The 19640-nt window shown below is 43.0% G+C and carries 9 protein-coding genes, 4 tRNA genes, 3 rRNA genes and 1 pseudogene; 15 read left to right on the forward strand and 2 right to left on the reverse strand.

The annotated features are described in order from the left end of the window. Positions 1-17: 17 nt before the first annotated feature. The 14 genes from GPW69_RS01670 (at position 18) to recG (ending at position 16664) form a co-directional block, all read left to right on the forward strand. Complete coding sequence (locus GPW69_RS01670; RefSeq protein ID WP_074391424.1) at positions 18-938, forward strand: metal ABC transporter solute-binding protein, Zn/Mn family; 921 nt, start codon at positions 18-20, stop codon at positions 936-938. Positions 939-971: 33 nt separating this feature from the next. After that, positions 972-4127 carry a pneumococcal-type histidine triad protein gene (locus GPW69_RS01675; protein ID WP_074391425.1) on the forward strand — a complete coding sequence of 1052 codons (3156 nt, stop codon included), beginning with the start codon at positions 972-974 and terminating at the stop codon, positions 4125-4127. 126 nt (positions 4128-4253) lie between these two features. Beyond that, on the forward strand, positions 4254-4835 hold the full coding sequence (gene rpoE, locus GPW69_RS01680; protein ID WP_014637475.1) for a DNA-directed RNA polymerase subunit delta: 582 nt from the start codon (positions 4254-4256) through the stop codon (positions 4833-4835). Positions 4836-5027: 192 nt separating this feature from the next. Continuing rightward, positions 5028-6632, forward strand: a complete 1605-nt coding sequence (locus GPW69_RS01685) for a CTP synthase (RefSeq protein WP_074391426.1) — start codon at positions 5028-5030, stop codon at positions 6630-6632. A gap of 291 nt (positions 6633-6923) precedes the next feature. After that, positions 6924-7009 (forward strand) — tRNA-Leu (locus tag GPW69_RS01690). A gap of 234 nt (positions 7010-7243) precedes the next feature. Continuing rightward, entirely contained in the window at positions 7244-8125 is an 882-nt protein-coding gene (locus GPW69_RS01695; protein ID WP_004195761.1) for a class II fructose-bisphosphate aldolase, read from the forward strand. Between the two features lie 391 nt (positions 8126-8516). Further along, positions 8517-8705: a 50S ribosomal protein L28 gene (gene rpmB / locus GPW69_RS01700; protein ID WP_001140948.1), complete on the forward strand. Its 189-nt coding sequence runs from the start codon at positions 8517-8519 to the stop codon at positions 8703-8705. Positions 8706-9412: 707 nt separating this feature from the next. After that, positions 9413-10961: ribosomal RNA gene (locus GPW69_RS01705) — 16S ribosomal RNA — on the forward strand. A 53-nt stretch (positions 10962-11014) separates the two neighbouring features. Then, positions 11015-11087: transfer RNA gene (locus GPW69_RS01710), tRNA-Ala, on the forward strand. 165 nt (positions 11088-11252) lie between these two features. Next, positions 11253-14156, forward strand: a 23S ribosomal RNA gene (locus GPW69_RS01715). Positions 14157-14241: 85 nt separating this feature from the next. Beyond that, positions 14242-14357 (forward strand): 5S ribosomal RNA (gene rrf, locus GPW69_RS01720). Together the 16S, 23S and 5S rRNA genes with 3 tRNA genes alongside form the textbook arrangement of a ribosomal RNA operon. A 4-nt stretch (positions 14358-14361) precedes the next feature. Beyond that, positions 14362-14434 (forward strand) — tRNA-Asn (locus tag GPW69_RS01725). Positions 14435-14456: 22 nt separating this feature from the next. Beyond that, positions 14457-14528, forward strand: a tRNA-Glu gene (locus tag GPW69_RS01730). 117 nt (positions 14529-14645) lie between these two features. After that, a complete protein-coding gene (gene recG / locus GPW69_RS01735) occupies positions 14646-16664 on the forward strand; it encodes an ATP-dependent DNA helicase RecG (RefSeq protein WP_074390980.1) in 2019 nt (672 codons plus the stop codon). Between the two features lie 63 nt (positions 16665-16727). Here the strand turns inward: recG and GPW69_RS01740 are convergent, their stop codons facing one another. Continuing rightward, on the reverse strand, positions 16728-17687 hold the full coding sequence (locus tag GPW69_RS01740; RefSeq protein ID WP_044683840.1) for an asparaginase: 960 nt from the start codon (positions 17685-17687) through the stop codon (positions 16728-16730). A gap of 69 nt (positions 17688-17756) precedes the next feature. On the opposite strand from GPW69_RS01740, the pseudogene GPW69_RS10675 reads away from it, so the two are divergent. Further along, positions 17757-19122, forward strand: a pseudogene (locus tag GPW69_RS10675) (Cof-type HAD-IIB family hydrolase). A 15-nt stretch (positions 19123-19137) separates the two neighbouring features. On the opposite strand, the gene GPW69_RS01755 reads toward GPW69_RS10675, so the two are convergent. Continuing rightward, positions 19138-19590 carry a universal stress protein gene (locus GPW69_RS01755; RefSeq protein WP_004195772.1) on the reverse strand — a complete coding sequence of 151 codons (453 nt, stop codon included), beginning with the start codon at positions 19588-19590 and terminating at the stop codon, positions 19138-19140. Between the last annotated feature and the right edge of the window lie 50 nt (positions 19591-19640).

Genomic DNA, 19640 nt, shown 5'->3' on the forward strand with positions numbered 1-19640 from the left:
TAACAAAGGAGGTAGTTATGTTAAAGAAAGTGATAAGGGGCTGTTTTGTTGCCTTATTCGGTTTTGTTTTAGCAGCTTGCTCGGCTCAGAAGGAAGCGAGTCAAGTGCAGCCAGGAATGAAAATAGTCACCTCATTTTACCCAATTTATTCACTGGTTAAGGAAGTGTCTGGGAGCAAAAATGATGTTCGAATGATTGGCTCAAGACAGGGCATACACTCTTATGAACCATCGGCTGCGGACATAAAGGCCATATACGATGCAGATGTTTTTATCTATCATTCGCGAATTTTGGAATCCTGGGCAGGACGTTTGGAACCCAATTTGCAAGGTTCATCTGTCAAGGTTTTGGAGGCTTCGACTAATTTACCGCTGACAAAGGTTCCAGGGTTAGAAGACATGGAAGCTGGTCAAGGGATTGATGAAGCTAGTTTATATGACCCCCACACATGGCTGGATCCAGTTTTGGTTAGTCAGGAAGCTGTTGCGATCGGTGAACTTTTAGCAGAAAGTGATCCTAAGAATGCGGATTATTATCGTCAAAATGCCGCAACCTTGGAGGAAAAGGCGCAAAAGTTGGCAGACAAGTATAGCCCAATCTTTTCAAAAGCCACTTCAAAAACATTTGTCACTCAACACACAGCCTTCTCTTACACTGCGCAACGCTTCGGGTTGAAGCAGTTGGGAATCGCAGGAGTTTCAGAGGAGGAACCAAGCCCTAGACAGTTGGCAGAAATTAAAGAATTTGTTGACACCTACAGTGTGCAAACAATTTTTACAGAAAAAGGTGCCTCGGATAAGCTTGCCAAGGCATTGGCGAGTTCGACAGGTGTGGATTTAAAAGTGTTGGATCCTCTTGAAGCAGATCCAGAAAATAATTTAACCTATCTAGAAAATCTAGAGCAAGTCTTAGAAACATTAGCTCAAGAGTTAAAATAAAAGGCCGAATTCTATCGACCGAAAGGAGAAAAAATGAAGAAAAAAGCAGTTGTTGGCTCCGTAGCTGCCCTTGTTTTAGGGATGAGTCTCTGTAGCTATCAGCTTGGACGTTTCCAAGCGATGGAAGAACAAAAAAATCGTGTGTCCTATATTGAAGATAGTCAAAGTGTACAAACTACCGTTGCTGAACAATTAACGCCTGATCAAGTTTCTGCCAAGGAAAATATTGACGCTGAGCAGATAGTCGTTAAAATTACTGATCAAGGCTATGTGACATCACACGGCGACCATTTCCACTACTATAATGGTAAAGTCCCTTTTGATGCGATTTTTAGTGAAGAGTTGGTCATGAAGGACCCAAACTATGTTTTACAAGATAGTCACATTATCAATGAAGTCCAGGATGGCTACGTCATAAAAGTCGATGGGAAATACTATCTCTATCTAAAAGACCCTAGCAAACGCAAAAATGTTCGTAGCAAAGAAGAAGTGGAGCGGCAAAAAGGAATCTCTTCTGCTGACAGTAAGAATCAGGCAGCAGGAAATAGTAAAGACGGCCGCTACAGAACAGACGATGGCTATGTCTTTAATCCGACAGATGTTATTGAAGACACGGGAGATGGTTTTATCGTTCCACACGGCGACCATTTCCACTTTATTCCTAAAAAAGATTTATCAGCTGCCGAATTGAAGGCTGCACAAGATTACTGGAATCAAAAAGGAAGTGCGAGCTCGGCTAGTGGTAGTCAATATGGCGATAGAAACAATAGAGCACAACAGACAACAATTAGTGCGGGGCAAGGTCAGGATTTGGCTAGTTTATTGGCTCAATTGGATGCAACGCCGCTATCTCAACGCCATGTAGAAGCAGATGGATTGGTATTTGACCCAAGAACGATTACGAAGAAAACCGCAGCAGGTGTCATCGTTCCACACGGCGACCATTACCACTTTATCCCATACAGCCAGATGTCTCCTCTAGAAGAGAAGATTTCTCGAATGATCGGTGTAAATGGAGCAGGTGTTTCTCCTGGTGCACAAGCAAGTCACTCCCAACACACACCGACACAACCAAATCGTCCAGTAACACCAATCGGCACGGTTACAACGCAACCGGTATCGCCTACACAACCAGTATTACCAACACAACCGAAGCAGTCAACAGGGAAAGTAGTTTCCTATATGGGACGTCAAATTCCTGCTTATGGAAAAGGGTTAGATGGTAAGGCATATTTTACAAGTGATGGATACATCTTTAGCAAATCCTCTATTACCTCAGTTGATGATCAAGGGTTGATAGCTAGTCATGGAGATCATTTCCATTATGTTGGTTTTGGCGAACTCGAAGATTTTGAAATCAAGCAAGTAGAGGAGTGGGTTAATGAGAAGGCAGGCAAACAAGTGCCACCGAAAACATCTGAACAAGTAGGAAACGATGCTAAACCCACAACACCAAGTCAAGGGAATGATTCAACACCTGTAAAACCAATTCAAGAAGAAAACCGCCCTGCATTTGAATACAAACAAGTAACGGCTAAACGTAAATTGGCTGGAAAAGTTGTTTATGAAATGGAAGTAGGTGGAAAAACGTATACGTATGGTCGTGACGAACTAGATTTGATGAAAATCTCTTTTGCTGAGTTGACCTTGGCAGAAAAAGATAAGCAGTATATCTTTGATATTGCACCGCTTGCAGAAGGAGATCTTACGCCAGCCATGTTGGTCGGTATGGATCAAATTCCGATGAAGGGAGCGAATGCGACCTATGATACTGGACAATCCTTTATTATTCCACACATTGATCACATCCACGTCCTACCTTACACATGGTTGAGTAAGGAACAAATTGCAACGATCCGCTATATCATGCAACATCCTGAAATTCGTCCATCTGCTTGGACTACAAGTGGACATGGTGATGGAGAAGCAACGGATCTTGTTCCCCCAATTCTAAATGCAACACCTAAAGCAAACCGCTTAGGCTTGAAAAATTGGCAAATCATTCACACCGCAGAAGAAGTCATGGATGCACGTGCAAAAGGGAAATTTGCAACAAATGATGGCTATATCTTCTCGGCGGAAGACGTACTAGATCCAGCAAGTTTTGTCTTTAGTCAAGCGTTCAGTCTACCAAGAGCGACAGGTGGTTCTCTGCGTTCAATTTCCAAGAAAGATTTATCTAAAGAAGAATTGGAAGCTGTACAAACTCTTCTTGATAAAAGAGACGCTGAAGAATTGGCGAAAAATGTCACACCAATTGAGAAACGTGCAGGTTTGAAAAATTGGCAAATTGTTCACTCGGCAGAAGAATTGGCAGAAGCTAAGGCAGCAGGAAAATATACAACAAAAGACGGCTATATTTTTGACCCGGCAGACCTATTAGATCCAAAAGTGAAAATAGGTACGGATAACTATCGCATCCCACGTGTGATTACAGATGGTTACCGTCGGATTAACAAGAGTGATTTGAATTACTTAAGCGAGCTGATCCCAGCAGAGGCTATGGTAGCTCAACGTGAGAAATCTAATTCTAGTTCACCGTCAACACCTGCACCAACTGAAACAGGGACAAGTGCAGGCGAGACAACAACGCCAGAACAGCCACAAGTTGCCAAAGAAACAGCAGAGGAAATTTACAACCGAGTTGAAGCGAAGAAAGTCGTTCCTTTCGAAGCACTGACCTACAATGCTGGCTATGCGACCGAAGTACGCAACGGGACTCTAGTGATTCCGCATCAAGATCACTATCACTATGTATCCTTTAAATGGTTTGACCAAGGCAGTGCAAGAAGTCCTGAAGGGTATAGTCTAGAAGATTTCCTAGCAACGGTTAAATACTACATGACTAATCCACAAGAACGCCCTGTTTCAGACGATGGCTGGGGAGTAATTACACCAAGTACACCATCTGAATCAACAGAAGAAACAGAGACGGAAGAAAGTGATGAAGAAATTATTTCTGAAGAAACTGAGGAAATTGACGAGTTTACAGAAGAATTAAAACGAAGAGCAGAAGAGTTTGGCATGGACTTCAAAACCTTTGAACAAAGTCTGGTCACACTCTCAGACCGTTACAAAGTTTCTTTTGAAGCTTTCGAATATGATGCAACAAGCAAAGTTGTTCGACTTGTAGATAAGGATGGGGTCAAACGGACCATTTCCCTTCCAAGTTTAGAAGAACAAGTATAGTAAACAAAATACCTGTAGCGCTGAGCTCTGCAGGTATTTTTTTACAGAAAAACGATAAAGATTATCTTTGACTATTTGCCTTTTTTAGCGTAAAATAGAAAGGAAAGACAAAAAAGGAGAACAGCCTTGGAACTTAACGTATTTGCAGGACAAGAAAAAAGCGAACTTTCCATGATTGAAGTAGCCCGTGCTATTTTGGAAGAACGTGGACGTGACAACGAAATGTATTTCAACGACTTGGTCAATGAAATTCAAAACTACCTTGAAAAATCAAACAGCGAGATTCGCGCAGCCCTCCCAACCTTCTATTCTGATTTGAATGTGGATGGAAGCTTCATTCCACTTGGCGAAAACAAATGGGGCTTACGTTCTTGGTACGCAATCGATGAGATTGACGAAGAAGTGATCACTCTTGAAGAAGATGATGAAGATGCACCAAAACGCAAGAAGAAACGTGTCAATGCCTTCATGGACGGTGATGAGGATGCGATTGACTACGGACATGACGATCCAGAGGATGAGGACAACTATCCGGGTAGTGCATCATCAGAATACGATGATGAAAATCCAGATGACGAAAAAGATGAAGTTGAGTCCTATGATTCAGAAATCAACGAAATTATCCCAGATGACGAATTGGATGAAGAGGATGTTGATTTAGGTGAAGATGACGACGAGTATTCAGATGAAGAGGTCGTCGACGAATAAGAATTATATCCCCATAGGTTCTTAAAAATAATTTGACAAGACTACCAAATTACGATAAGATATTATCGGGCACCTCTTTTGAGGTCGGAGCTCCCTAGCGATAGGGAGCTATTTTTGTTTTTTCTTCAAGTTAACAGGAAGTATCCCCACAAATCGCTTCCTATTAGCCTGAATCGTAGAAAAGGAGTTTGCATGACAAAGTATATTTTTGTAACAGGTGGTGTTGTTTCCTCTATCGGCAAAGGGATTGTAGCAGCCAGTCTAGGTCGTTTATTGAAGAACCGAGGTCTCAAGGTAACAATCCAAAAATTTGATCCATACATCAACATTGACCCGGGAACAATGAGTCCGTATCAACACGGTGAAGTTTTTGTGACGGATGACGGTGCAGAAACCGACTTGGACCTTGGGCACTATGAGCGTTTCATCGATATTAACCTGAACAAATATTCAAATGTTACAACAGGTAAAATTTATAGCGAAGTCCTCCGTAAAGAGCGTAAAGGGGAATATTTAGGGGCGACAGTTCAAGTTATTCCGCACATTACAGATGCTTTGAAAGACAAAATCAAGCGTGCAGCTCGTACTACAGATGCAGATGTCATCATCACGGAAGTGGGTGGTACAGTAGGTGATATTGAAAGCTTGCCATTCCTTGAAGCGCTTCGTCAGATGAAGGCAGATGTCGGTTCAGACAATGTTATGTATATCCATACAACACTCTTGCCTTATCTCAAAGCAGCAGGCGAAATGAAAACCAAGCCAACACAACATTCTGTAAAAGAGTTGCGTGGTCTAGGTATTCAGCCAAACATGTTGGTAATTCGGACAGAGCAGCCTGCTGGACAAGGAATTAAAAATAAACTGGCACAATTCTGTGATGTCGCTCCAGAAGCAGTTATTGAGTCCTTGGATGTCGAACATCTTTACCAAATCCCATTAAATATGCAAGCGCAGAACATGGATCAAATTGTTTGCGATCACTTGAAACTCGACGTACCTCCAGCAGATATGACAGAGTGGACAGCAATGGTAGATAAGGTTCTTAATCTCCAGAAAAAAGTAAAAATCGCTTTAGTTGGTAAGTATGTAGAATTACAAGATGCCTATATTTCTGTAGTTGAAGCTCTAAAACACTCAGGATATGCAAATGATGCTGCTATCGAATTGGATTGGGTCAATGCAAATGATTTGACAGCAGAAAACGTAGCTGAACGTCTAGGACAAGCACAAGGAATTATCGTTCCTGGTGGCTTTGGACAACGTGGTACCGAAGGGAAAATACAAGCCATTCGTTATGCTCGTGAGAATGACGTGCCAATGCTAGGGGTCTGCTTGGGAATGCAGCTGACCTGTGTAGAATTTGCTCGTCACGTTCTCGGTTTAGATGGTGCTAACAGCTTTGAATTAGACCCAGAAACCAAATATCCAATTATTGACATCATGCGTGATCAAATTGGAGTAGAAGATTTAGGAGGAACTCTCCGTTTAGGTCTTTATCCAAGCAAGCTCAAACGTGGCTCCAAGGCTGCAGCTGCTTATGATAATCAAGAAGTTGTACAACGTCGCCATCGTCATCGTTATGAGTTTAACAATGAATTCCGTGAACAATTTGAAAAAGCAGGTTTTGTTTTCTCAGGCGTGTCACCAGACAACCGTTTGGTAGAAATTGTTGAAATTCCAGAAAATAAATTCTTCGTTGCCTGCCAATATCATCCAGAACTACAATCTCGTCCTAATCGCCCTGAAGGTTTGTATACAGCCTTTGTTTCAGCAGCTATAGAGAATGAAAAATAAGTATAACCACTATAGAAGAAGATTGGATTATTCAATCTTCTTTTATATTTTTTTATATAACGAAAAAGATGTCAGTATTTATAGAAGAAAATGCGAAATATCACCCCCATATGGCATCATTGTCTAGGCGGTTTTAAGCAATATCATTATATAGTAGAGTGTTGCAAAAGAATCAGCTAAATCAATACGTTTTGGCAGACGTTTTGGCAAAAAAAGTAAAAATAAAAAAATAAAATTCAAAAAAAGTGTTGACAAGGATAGTTCCTAATGATATACTAGTTCCTGTGTTAAGCGGGGATGGCGGAATTGGCAGACGCGCAGGACTAAGGATCCTGTGACCGCTTTAGGTCGTGTGGGTTCAAGTCCCACTCTCCGCATAGTGGACTAGCTAAGGCTAGTCCTTTTGCTTTGTCCAGATAAGTGCAGAGCACGATATATGCTAGTTCATAAATTACAAGAATGATACGAAACAGGCATTATTATGGCTTTCATGAAAAGATATGTGAAAGTTTTCTCAAAACTAGACGGTTTCAACTAGCATTTTCAAAATAAAAATGATAGAATAGAAGAGTATGAGGTGCAACCTCAAAAAATATTAGGAGGCTATCGAAATGCCATTAGTTTCAGCAGAAAAATTTGTCCAAGCAGCGCGTGACAACGGTTATGCAGTTGGTGGATTTAACACAAACAACCTTGAGTGGACTCAAGCTATCTTGCGTGCAGCAGAAGCAAAACAAGCTCCAGTTCTTATCCAAACTTCTATGGGTGCGGCTAAGTACATGGGTGGTTACAAAGTAGCTCGTAACTTGATTGCAAACTTGATTGAATCAATGAACATTACAGTTCCAGTTGCTATTCACCTTGACCACGGTCACTACGAAGATGCACTTGAGTGTATCGAAGTTGGTTACACTTCTATCATGTTTGACGGTTCACACCTTCCAGTAGAAGAAAACCTTGCAAAAGCAAAAGAAGTTGTAGAATTGGCGCACGCTAAAGGTATCTCAGTTGAAGCTGAAGTTGGTACTATCGGTGGTGAAGAAGATGGTATCGTAGGTACTGGTGAATTGGCTCCAATTGAAGACGCAGTAGCAATGGTTGCAACTGGTATTGACTTCTTGGCAGCAGGTATCGGTAACATCCACGGTCCATACCCAGCAAACTGGGAAGGTCTTGACCTTGACCACTTGCGTAAATTGACTGAAGCTGTACCAGGTTTCCCAATCGTATTGCACGGTGGTTCAGGTATTCCAGATGCACAAATCCAAGAAGCAATCAAATTGGGTGTTGCTAAAGTTAACGTAAACACTGAGTGCCAAATCGCATTTGCAAACGCAACTCGTAAGTTTGCAGCAGCTTATGAAGCAAATGAAGCAGAATACGATAAGAAAAAACTCTTTGACCCACGTAAATTCTTGGCAGACGGCGTGAAAGCTATCCAAGCATCTGTTGAAGAGCGTATCGACGTATTCGGTTCAGCGAACAAAGCTTAATGTAACTGCGAAGAAATCTCAGATTTCAAGCAAACAAAGCATAAGTTTCTTAGATTAAGCAAAAAAGGATTTTCTTTCGAGAATCCTTTTTATTATGTAGTTGATTGAGTTTGATCTAGTTCTTCGCTATGAAGAAATCTACGATAGAAGTGAGCAGAGAACAATTAAAATATAAACCGCTCCAAAGTTTTCATGACTGTAATAGCTTAGAGAACGAAGAATTATGGATGGTGCGCAAACTGTAGTATTAAAATATTTACCTATGAGTATAGATATTTTAAAAAAAGAAAGTGAAAATAATTCTTGCCAAGTCCAATCTTTTCTGTTAGAATAGTATGGTATGTGGTGCTAGCACATCCGATATATTTGATCAAATGAGGAGGAAGATACAATGGCTAAAGTATGTTATTTCACTGGTCGTAAGACTGTATCAGGTAACAACCGTTCACACGCTATGAACCAAACTAAACGCGCAGTTAAACCAAACCTTCAAAAAGTAACTGTTTTGATTGATGGTAAACCTAAAAAAGTTTGGGCTTCAGCACGTGCACTAAAATCAGGCAAAGTTGAACGCGTATAATAACAAAGTCGTTAGAAAAATCTAGCGACTTTTGTTTTTTGAAAAAATAGTCTAGATATAAAGTCGATGAGGAGCAAATTCGGTCACTACATAATAAACAGGAAAGAATATCAACTATATAGCTCTTCACATTGTTGTTGAAAGGTTAACAAAGAAGGAACGTGTCAAAAATGAACTGTGTATTGATGTGGGAGATTTTTCCAAGATCGAACATTTAAACTTGGATTGACATTAGGAGTTGTACGAGAGAGCATATCCGTACGGGCTCTACAAGAAGAGAATCACGAACTGGAAGAATAGAGAGTGTTTAAAAAATCCAAAAAAAATCTCCAAAAACCGGTTGACAATGTGTATAAGTCGTGATAGAATAATTGAGTTGTCTCTTGAGGGACTAGTCAGTAGCGGAATGAAAAAAAGTTTCGAAAAAGTGTTGACAAGTTCAGTAGAAGATGATAGAATAATTGAGTTGTCTCTTGAGGAACTGGTTAACAGCGAAACGAAAAAAAGTTTCAAAAAAGTGTTGACAAAGTTTCTAAGAAATGATAAACTTAGATAGTTGTCGCGAGAGCGCGACAACGAACAAGACCTTTGAAAATTAAAGAAGACGAACCAAACGTGCAGGGTGATTTATCTAAGGATAAATCGTCAATGACAAAACAAAACAATAAAACGGAAAGCTAGTGATAGCTTGAGTTTGAATCAAAACTTTTTATGAGAGTTTGATCCTGGCTCAGGACGAACGCTGGCGGCGTGCCTAATACATGCAAGTAGAACGCTGAGGTCTGGTGCTTGCACTAGACGGATGAGTTGCGAACGGGTGAGTAACGCGTAGGTAACCTGCCTCATAGCGGGGGATAACTATTGGAAACGATAGCTAATACCGCATAACAGTATTTACCGCATGGTAGATGCTTGAAAGGAGCAATTGCTTCACTATGAGATGGACCTGCGTTGTATTAGCTAGTTGGTGAGGTAACGGCTCACCAAGGCATCGATACATAGCCGACCTGAGAGGGTGATCGGCCACACTGGGACTGAGACACGGCCCAGACTCCTACGGGAGGCAGCAGTAGGGAATCTTCGGCAATGGGGGCAACCCTGACCGAGCAACGCCGCGTGAGTGAAGAAGGTTTTCGGATCGTAAAGCTCTGTTGTAAGAGAAGAACGTGTGTGAGAGTGGAAAGTTCACACAGTGACGGTATCTTACCAGAAAGGGACGGCTAACTACGTGCCAGCAGCCGCGGTAATACGTAGGTCCCGAGCGTTGTCCGGATTTATTGGGCGTAAAGCGAGCGCAGGCGGTTTGATAAGTCTGAAGTAAAAGGCTGTGGCTTAACCATAGTACGCTTTGGAAACTGTCAAACTTGAGTGCAGAAGGGGAGAGTGGAATTCCATGTGTAGCGGTGAAATGCGTAGATATATGGAGGAACACCGGTGGCGAAAGCGGCTCTCTGGTCTGTAACTGACGCTGAGGCTCGAAAGCGTGGGGAGCGAACAGGATTAGATACCCTGGTAGTCCACGCCGTAAACGATGAGTGCTAGGTGTTGGGTCCTTTCCGGGACTCAGTGCCGCAGCTAACGCATTAAGCACTCCGCCTGGGGAGTACGACCGCAAGGTTGAAACTCAAAGGAATTGACGGGGGCCCGCACAAGCGGTGGAGCATGTGGTTTAATTCGAAGCAACGCGAAGAACCTTACCAGGTCTTGACATCCCAGTGACCGTCCTAGAGATAGGATTTTTCTTCGGAACACTGGTGACAGGTGGTGCATGGTTGTCGTCAGCTCGTGTCGTGAGATGTTGGGTTAAGTCCCGCAACGAGCGCAACCCCTATTGTTAGTTGCCATCATTCAGTTGGGCACTCTAGCGAGACTGCCGGTAATAAACCGGAGGAAGGTGGGGATGACGTCAAATCATCATGCCCCTTATGACCTGGGCTACACACGTGCTACAATGGCTGGTACAACGAGTCGCAAGTCGGTGACGGCAAGCTAATCTCTTAAAGCCAGTCTCAGTTCGGATTGTAGGCTGCAACTCGCCTACATGAAGTCGGAATCGCTAGTAATCGCGGATCAGCACGCCGCGGTGAATACGTTCCCGGGCCTTGTACACACCGCCCGTCACACCACGAGAGTTTGTAACACCCGAAATCGGTGAGGTAACCTTTTAGGAGCCAGCCGCCTAAGGTGGGATAGATGATTGGGGTGAAGTCGTAACAAGGTAGCCGTATCGGAAGGTGCGGCTGGATCACCTCCTTTCTAAGGAAATGGAAACCTGTACGTTAGTCTTCTTTAATTTTGAGAGGTCTTGTGGGGCCTTAGCTCAGCTGGGAGAGCGCCTGCTTTGCACGCAGGAGGTCAGCGGTTCGATCCCGCTAGGCTCCATTAACAACGGAAGTTGTTAAGATTTTGTCCATTGAAAATTGAATATCTATCAAACATTCCTAAACGTATGTAACAGTACGTATAGAAATAGTAACAAGAAAATAAACCGAAAACGCTGTAAATATTTAATGAGTTTTCTAATTTTTGAAAAAATTAGGTTAATAAGGTTAAGTTAATAAGGGCGCACGGTGGATGCCTTGGCACTAGAAGCCGATGAAGGACGTGACTAACGACGAAATGCCTTGGGGAGCTGTAAGTAAGCAATGATCCAGGGATGTCCGAATGGGGGAACCCGGCAGGTAATGCCTGTCACTCACTACTGTTAAGGTAGTGAAGAGGAAGACGCAGTGAACTGAAACATCTAAGTAGCTGCAGGAAGAGAAAGCAAAAGCGATTGCCTTAGTAGCGGCGAGCGAAACGGCAGGAGGGCAAACCGAGGAGTTTACTCCTCGGGGTTGTAGGACTGCAAAGTGGACTTAAAGAGTATAGAAGAACTACCTGGGAAGGTAGGCCAAAGAGAGTAATAGCCTCGTATTTGAAATATTCTTTATACCTAGCAGTATCCTGAGTACGGCGAGACACGCGAAATCTCGTCGGAATCCGGGAGGACCATCTCCCAACCCTAAATACTCTCTAGTGACCGATAGTGAACCAGTACCGTGAGGGAAAGGTGAAAAGTACCCCGGAAGGGGAGTGAAATAGAACCTGAAACCGTGTGCCTACAACAAGTTCGAGCCCGTTAATGGGTGAGAGCGTGCCTTTTGTAGAATGAACCGGCGAGTTACGATATGATGCGAGGTTAAGTTGAAGAGACGGAGCCGTAGGGAAACCGAGTCTTAATAGGGCGGATTAGTATTATGTCGTAGACCCGAAACCATGTGACCTACCCATGAGCAGGTTGAAGGTGCGGTAAGACGCACTGGAGGACCGAACCAGGGCACGTTGAAAAGTGCTTGGATGACTTGTGGGTAGCGGAGAAATTCCAAACGAACTTGGAGATAGCTGGTTCTCTCCGAAATAGCTTTAGGGCTAGCGTCGACATTTGAGAATCTTGGAGGTAGAGCACTGTTTGGATGAGGGGGCCATCTCGGTTTACTGATTTCAGATAAACTCCGAATGCCAATGATTTATGGTCGGCAGTCAGACTGCGAGTGCTAAGATCCGTAGTCGAAAGGGAAACAGCCCAGACCACCAGCTAAGGTCCCAAAATAATTGTTAAGTGGAAAAGGATGTGGGGTTGCACAGACAACTAGGATGTTAGCTTAGAAGCAGCTATTCATTCAAAGAGTGCGTAATAGCTCACTAGTCGAGTGACCCTGCGCCGAAAATGTACCGGGGCTAAAACAATTTACCGAAGCTGTGGATAACACTTAGGTGTTATGGTAGGAGAGCGTTCTATGTGTGAAGAAGGTATACCGTGAGGAGTGCTGGAACGCATAGAAGTGAGAATGCCGGTATGAGTAGCGAAAGATGGGTGAGAATCCCATCCACCGTAAGACTAAGGTTTCCAGGGGAAGGCTCGTCCGCCCTGGGTTAGTCGGGACCTAAGGAGAGACCGAAGGGTGTATCCGATGGACAACAGGTTGATATTCCTGTACTAGAGTATGAAGTGATGGAGGGACGCAGTAGGCTAACTAAAGCGGGCGATTGGAAGTGCCCGTCTAAGCAGTGAGGTGTGATATGAGTCAAATGCTTGTATCTATAACATTGAGCTGTGATGGGGAGCGAAGTTAAGTAGCGAAGTTAGTGACGTCACACTGCCGAGAAAAGCTTCTAGCGATGTATCATACTCTACCCGTACCGCAAACCGACACAGGTAGTCGAGGCGAGTAGCCTCAGGTGAGCGAGAGAACTCTCGTTAAGGAACTCGGCAAAATGACCCCGTAACTTCGGGAGAAGGGGTGCTGACTTAAGGTCAGCCGCAGTGAATAGGCCCAAGCAACTGTTTATCAAAAACACAGCTCTCTGCTAAATCGTAAGATGATGTATAGGGGGTGACGCCTGCCCGGTGCTGGAAGGTTAAGAGGAGGGTTTAGCGTAAGCGAAGATCTGAATTGAAGCCCCAGTAAACGGCGGCCGTAACTATAACGGTCCTAAGGTAGCGAAATTCCTTGTCGGGTAAGTTCCGACCCGCACGAAAGGCGTAATGATTTGGGCACTGTCTCAACGAGAGACTCGGTGAAATTTTAGTACCTGTGAAGATGCAGGTTACCCGCGACAGGACGGAAAGACCCCATGGAGCTTTACTGCAGTTTGATATTGAGTATCTGTACCACATGTACAGGATAGGTAGGAGCCTATGAAGTCGGGACGCCAGTTTCGACGGAGGCGCTGTTGGGATACTACCCTTGTGTTATGGCTACTCTAACCCGGATAGGTTATCCCTATCGGAGACAGTGTCTGACGGGCAGTTTGACTGGGGCGGTCGCCTCCTAAAAGGTAACGGAGGCGCCCAAAGGTTCCCTCAGAATGGTTGGAAATCATTCGCAGAGTGTAAAGGTATAAGGGAGCTTGACTGCGAGAGCTACAACTCGAGCAGGGACGAAAGTCGGGCTTAGTGATCCGGTGGTTCCGTATGGAAGGGCCATCGCTCAACGGATAAAAGCTACCCTGGGGATAACAGGCTTATCTCCCCCAAGAGTTCACATCGACGGGGAGGTTTGGCACCTCGATGTCGGCTCGTCGCATCCTGGGGCTGTAGTCGGTCCCAAGGGTTGGGCTGTTCGCCCATTAAAGCGGCACGCGAGCTGGGTTCAGAACGTCGTGAGACAGTTCGGTCCCTATCCGTCGCGGGCGTAGGAAATTTGAGAGGATCTGCTCCTAGTACGAGAGGACCAGAGTGGACTTACCGCTGGTGTACCAGTTGTCTTGCCAAAGGCATCGCTGGGTAGCTATGTAGGGACGGGATAAACGCTGAAAGCATCTAAGTGTGAAACCCACCTCAAGATGAGATTTCCCATAACTTTATGTTAGTAAGAGCCCTGAGAGATGATCAGGTAGATAGGTTGGAAGTGGAAGTGTGGCGACACATGTAGCGGACCAATACTAATCGCTCGAGGACTTATCCAAAAAATAAACTAGAGTCAATATTGACAGCGTTGGTAAAACTTGTTAGAATATAGATATTCAATTTTGAGTTGACAAGACTCAACAGTTAAGTGACGATAGCCTAGGAGATACACCTGTACCCATGCCGAACACAGCAGTTAAGCCCTAGAACGCCTGAAGTAGTTGGGGGTTGCCCCCTGTTAGATACGGTAGTCGCTTAGCATATTCCGCCATAGCTCAGTTGGTAGAGCGCATGACTGTTAATCATGATGTCACAGGTTCGAGCCCTGTTGGCGGAGTAAAGAGAAATCTTTAGTATATGGTCCGTTGGTCAAGGGGTTAAGACACCGCCTTTTCACGGCGGTAACACGGGTTCGAATCCCGTACGGACTATATTGGGAGGCTGCTTAGGTCTCTTTTTTTGTTTTTTGAGGTGAATGGGCTTTAATTTGGCTCCTTTTTCTTTTCTTGTTGCTTTGTCTATTCATTGTTTGTTGATATAATAGAGACATGAAAAGATTATGTGATGAATTATCGGTTTTGCCAGGGATTGGTCCAAAATCGGCTGAAAAATTTTTAAAAATTAACATTCAGAATATTAATGATCTGTTAACTTACTATCCATTTAGATATGAAGATTTTGAGAGTAAGTCTATTTATGATTTGCAGGATGGTGAGAAGGCAGTGGTAGTTGGGGAGGTGGTATCTCCAGCTAATGTACAGTATTATGGTTACAAAAGAAATAGACTCCGTTTTTCAATGAAACAGGGTGAGGTTGTCTTAGCAGTTTCGTTTTTTAATCAGCCTTATTTAGCAGATAAGATTGTTTTGGGGCAGGATATTGCAGTTTGGGGAAAGTGGGATAAGGCTAAGGCAAGTTTGACAGGAATGAAAGTTTTGGCTCAAGTATCAGATGAGCTACAGCCTGTCTATCATGTGGCGCAGGGGATTTCGCAAGTAAATTTGGTTAAGGCTATTAAAACAGCTATTGATCAGGGATATTTGCATTTATTAGAGGAGAATTTACCATCAGTTTTACGAGAGCGCTATCGGTTAATGAATCGCCGAGAGGCGGTTTTTGCGATGCATTTTCCGACAAATTTAGAAGAGTATAGACAAGCTTTGCGACGTATGAAGTTTGAGGAATTATTTTATTTTCAATTACAGTTGCAAATGCTTAAAGCCAACAATCGTGATATTTCGAATGGTTTGAAGATTGCTTATGATGCTGATAGATTGGCTATGCAGATAAGACAATTGCCGTTTGTCTTAACGGATGCTCAGTCTGGGGCTTTGGCTGAAATACTATCAGATATGAAGTCCTATGGGCACATGAATCGTTTGCTACAAGGGGATGTTGGTTCAGGGAAGACAGTAGTTGCTGGATTGGCTATGTTTGCTGCTGTGACTGCGGGGATGCAGGCTGCAATGATGGTCCCGACAGAAATTTTGGCGGAGCAACACTTTGAGAGTTTGCGCCAGCTTTTTCCAGAACTTTCTATTGCTCTTTTGACAGGGGGAATGAAGGTTGCGGAGCGTCGTGCTGCTTTAGAGGCGATTTCTAGTGGTCAGGTAGACATCATTGTAGGAACTCATGCTCTTATCCAGGAAAGTGTGACGTACCATAAGCTTGGTTTGGTTGTGACGGATGAGCAACATCGTTTTGGTGTTAAACAGCGCCGTCTGTTTCGTGAGAAGGGTGATAATCCGGATGTGCTTATGATGACTGCTACACCTATTCCTCGGACGTTAGCTATTACAGCTTTTGGAGATATGGATGTATCGATTATTAATCAGTTACCTGCTGGTCGGAAGCCAATTATCACTCGCTGGGTCAAACATCAACAGCTGCCCACGGTCTTAGATTGGCTGGAGCGGGAGTTAGAAGTGGGTGCCCAGGTTTATTTTATCTCTCCGCTGATTGAAGAATCTGAGGCTCTAGATTTAAAGAATGCTGTAGATCTGCAATCTGATTTACAGGCGCATTTTGGAGAGCAAGTTACAGTGGATTTGTTACACGGTAAGATGAAAAATGACGAGAAAGATGCCATCATGCAGGCTTTTAAGGAGCGAAAAACGAATATTTTGGTTTCTACCACTGTTATTGAAGTCGGAGTCAATGTGCCCAATGCAACGGTGATGGTTATTATGGATGCAGATCGTTTTGGTTTAAGCCAATTACATCAGTTGAGAGGGCGTGTAGGACGTGGTCATAAGCAGTCTTATGCAGTGTTAGTTGCTAATCCTAAAACAGAGTCTGGTAAGGAACGCATGAAAATTATGACAGAGACGACAGATGGTTTTATTTTGGCTGAAGCTGACTTGAAAATGCGTGGGTCTGGAGAAATATTTGGAACTCGTCAATCAGGTTTGCCAGAATTTCAGGTTGCAAATATTATTGAGGACTATCCAATTTTAGAGGAAGCAAGACGAGTTGCTAGTCAGATTGTTAGTGTGGAAAATTGGCAGGAGGACCCTAATTGGTCGATTTTACTTGCTAATTTGAAAGATGGAGAGGAATTGGATTAGTCATATAAAAAAGGCCAACACACATGTGCTGGTCTTTTGACATATTGTATAGTTCGTCAGCGATTAACCTTGGATGTAATCTGCCAAGCTTTGCTCTTCCAAGCCTGCATTGAGAGCGATAAGGAGTTTGAGTCGGGCTTTTTGAGCATTCAATTCTTTAACAAATAGAATGCCGTCTTGCTCCAGTTGGATGCCACCTCCTTGGTAGGCATAGACAGGCTCAGCAATTCCGTTAAAACAGCGAGATACCAGAATAATGGGTATCTTTTGATCAAGGAGTTTCTTAATGGCTGGAAGGATGGTAGGCGGAAGATTTCCGGCGCCGAGTGCTTCAATGACTAAGCCGGAAATTGAGCTTGCAGTGAGAGAATCAAGGAGGATGGAGTCCATATCTGCATAAGCTTTTATGATTGGGACCGTTCCTGTGACTGTTGACAAGTCAAATCGAACACGTGGTTCAGCAGTTTTAAAATAGAGAATCTCTCGTTTGGTGACTAAGCCCAGTGGTCCATGGGTTGGTGTTTGAAAGGTTGAGACATTGGTGGTATGCGTTTTTGTAACATATTTAGCAGCATGAATTTCATCGTTCATGACCACTAGAACGCCTTTATCTGCGGATTTATCATCAGCAGCCACACGTAGGGCTGTTCGGTAGTTATAAATTCCGTCGCTACCTAGTTCATTTGAGGAACGCATAGCTCCGGTCAATACAATTGGTTTTTCTGGAATAGCCATTGTATCAAGGAAATAGGCAGTTTCTTCTAAAGTATCTGTGCCATGTGTAATGACAAAACCATCGAAGTTCATTTGTTCTTCTTTGATTTTTTGGTATAGAGCCATCATGTGTTCTAAGCGAATGTGTGGACTTGGAACATTGAGAAAATCCAAGGATGTCACTTGAATTTCTTCTAGTGGGCTATCAATTTGGGTCATTGGATTGATTTTACTCGATGTAACTTCACCCTGATGATTGGCTTGCATAGAAATGGTTCCACCTGTATGCAATACTAGAATTTTTTTCATAAATTTTCAGTTTCTTTCAAAGTGTGATATACTAATTGTAACATAATTCTTAGAAAGTAGGTGAGTTGGTTGACGATAAAGGCTGTATTTTTCGATATTGATGGTACCTTATTGACCGACAATCGTATGGTTAGTAGTTCAACTATTCTCGCCATTAATGCTTTGAAAGAGAAGGGGATTTTAGTTGGTCTAGCTACAGGACGTGACCCTCGTTTTGTTTTGCAGTATATGGCTAGTTTAGGGCTAGATTTGGCCATTGCTTATAACGGTCAATATATTTTTTCAAGAGAAGAAGTTATTTATAGTCAGAGTTTAGAGCCAAAGCAAATTGAACAAATTATGGAGTATGCGCAAACTCACCATAAGGATTTGTCTTTTGGAACTGCTAAAGGCATATTTGGTAGTAAGATTATGAGTGCTGGAACAGGAAATTTTGCATATCGTGTGACGCGTATGATTCCGGAGTCCTGGGCTGGAATCATAAACTTTGTTTTCAATCGCTTGGTACGTTGGATTAGTCCTCAACAGGAAACGAATTTGAAAGGTTTTCTCTTTCAACCAATCTATCAGCTGATGTTGCTGACGACGGAAAGGGAGACGCAATCATTGGAGGTGCTCTTTCCGAACTTGTCTTTTACGCGTTCGAGTCCCTATGCGACTGATATTATCAGTAAGGGAAATTCAAAATTATCGGGTATTGTAAAGGTTGCAGAACGATATGGTTTTGAGTTAGATGAAGTTATGGTATTCGGAGATTCTAATAATGATTTTGAAATGTTGAATGAAATTCAGCACTCGGTAGCGATGGGAAATGGGACGAAAAAGGTTAAACAAGCAGCTTCCTTTGTTACAGATACAAATAATCGTGATGGGATTTATAAGGCATTAATTCATTTTGGTGTGATTGAGGGATAAGATGTTTCAGAGCAAGGACGATAATTTTAATAGGGTAAAGGATTTTCATTTTTTAATGGATGGTGAAACCCAAGAACTTCCCAGTGTGTATGATGGACAGACGGCTTTGCATCGTGCTGGTTTTAAAGTGGAGGAGTTGGTAGAATTTCTACATGCAGCTTCAGAATCTGAAGTTGAGTTTCATGATTTTATTCAACAACTTCATCAGGATTTAGATACTGCTGCTGCTAAGGTATCTGGCAAGAGAAGTTTCGGGGTTTCGATGCAGGATCAGGTAGATGCTTTGCTGGATATTCTTTATTTTACATATGGTTCGTTTGTTTTGATGGGGGTTGATCCAGAACCAATTTTTCAGATAGTCCATACTGCAAATATGGGGAAAACATTTCCAGATGGGAAGGCTCATTTTGATCCAATTACCCATAAAATTTTAAAACCTGATGATTGGGAAGAACGGTTTGCGCCGGAGGAAAAGATTCAGGAAGAGCTGAAAAGACAGATGAAAAGACTTGATTCGTAAATCAAGTCTTTTGGTTTATAAACTTTTTTCTCCATCGCGAACAATGAGTAAATCGATAGTTGCGTGGCGCATGATATATTCGGATGAGGATCCGATTAGGAGACGTTCAAAGGCATTTAGACCAGTTGCTCCAAGTAACATAAGATCCGCACCGGTTTCCTTTGGAATATCGATAGCCAGTAGGGTTTTTGGGTTACCGAATTCAATGCGAATCTGTACATCGGTCAGACCAGCGTTGAGGGCTTCTTGTTTGTATTCTTCGAGGAGGAGCTCCGCCTCTCTTTCTAAAGATTCATAGACAGAGGCGTCAAATGCAACAACATTGTGGAGAGCACGTGTATCAATCACATGGGCGATAATCAGACGTGCTTGGTTGCGTAGTGCGACATGAATGGCTTTATGAAGAGCTAATTCTGCTCCTTTAGAGCCGTCTACAGCGACGAGTATTGTTTTGTAAGATTGTGTCATAATAATCACTCCTTTCAGAAGAGCTTTGTCCCGAAATAGGTAGAGTAGTT

The organism is Streptococcus suis, assembly GCF_902702775.1.
GTDB classification, from domain to species: domain Bacteria; phylum Bacillota; class Bacilli; order Lactobacillales; family Streptococcaceae; genus Streptococcus; species Streptococcus hashimotonensis.

Bases quoted from the DNA above. Each gene is read 5' to 3' on its own strand.
- GPW69_RS01755 (WP_004195772.1), bottom strand. From the start codon at position 19,590: ATGACACAATCTTACAAAACAATACTCGTCGCTGTAGACGGCTCTAAA.
- GPW69_RS01685 (WP_074391426.1), top strand. From the start codon at position 5,028: ATGACAAAGTATATTTTTGTAACAGGTGGTGTTGTTTCCTCTATCGGC.
- GPW69_RS01695 (WP_004195761.1), top strand. From the start codon at position 7,244: ATGCCATTAGTTTCAGCAGAAAAATTTGTCCAAGCAGCGCGTGACAAC.
- rpmB (WP_001140948.1), top strand. From the start codon at position 8,517: ATGGCTAAAGTATGTTATTTCACTGGTCGTAAGACTGTATCAGGTAAC.
- GPW69_RS01740 (WP_044683840.1), bottom strand. From the start codon at position 17,687: ATGAAAAAAATTCTAGTATTGCATACAGGTGGAACCATTTCTATGCAA.
- GPW69_RS01670 (WP_074391424.1), top strand. From the start codon at position 18: ATGTTAAAGAAAGTGATAAGGGGCTGTTTTGTTGCCTTATTCGGTTTT.
- recG (WP_074390980.1), top strand. From the start codon at position 14,646: ATGAAAAGATTATGTGATGAATTATCGGTTTTGCCAGGGATTGGTCCA.
- GPW69_RS01675 (WP_074391425.1), top strand. From the start codon at position 972: ATGAAGAAAAAAGCAGTTGTTGGCTCCGTAGCTGCCCTTGTTTTAGGG.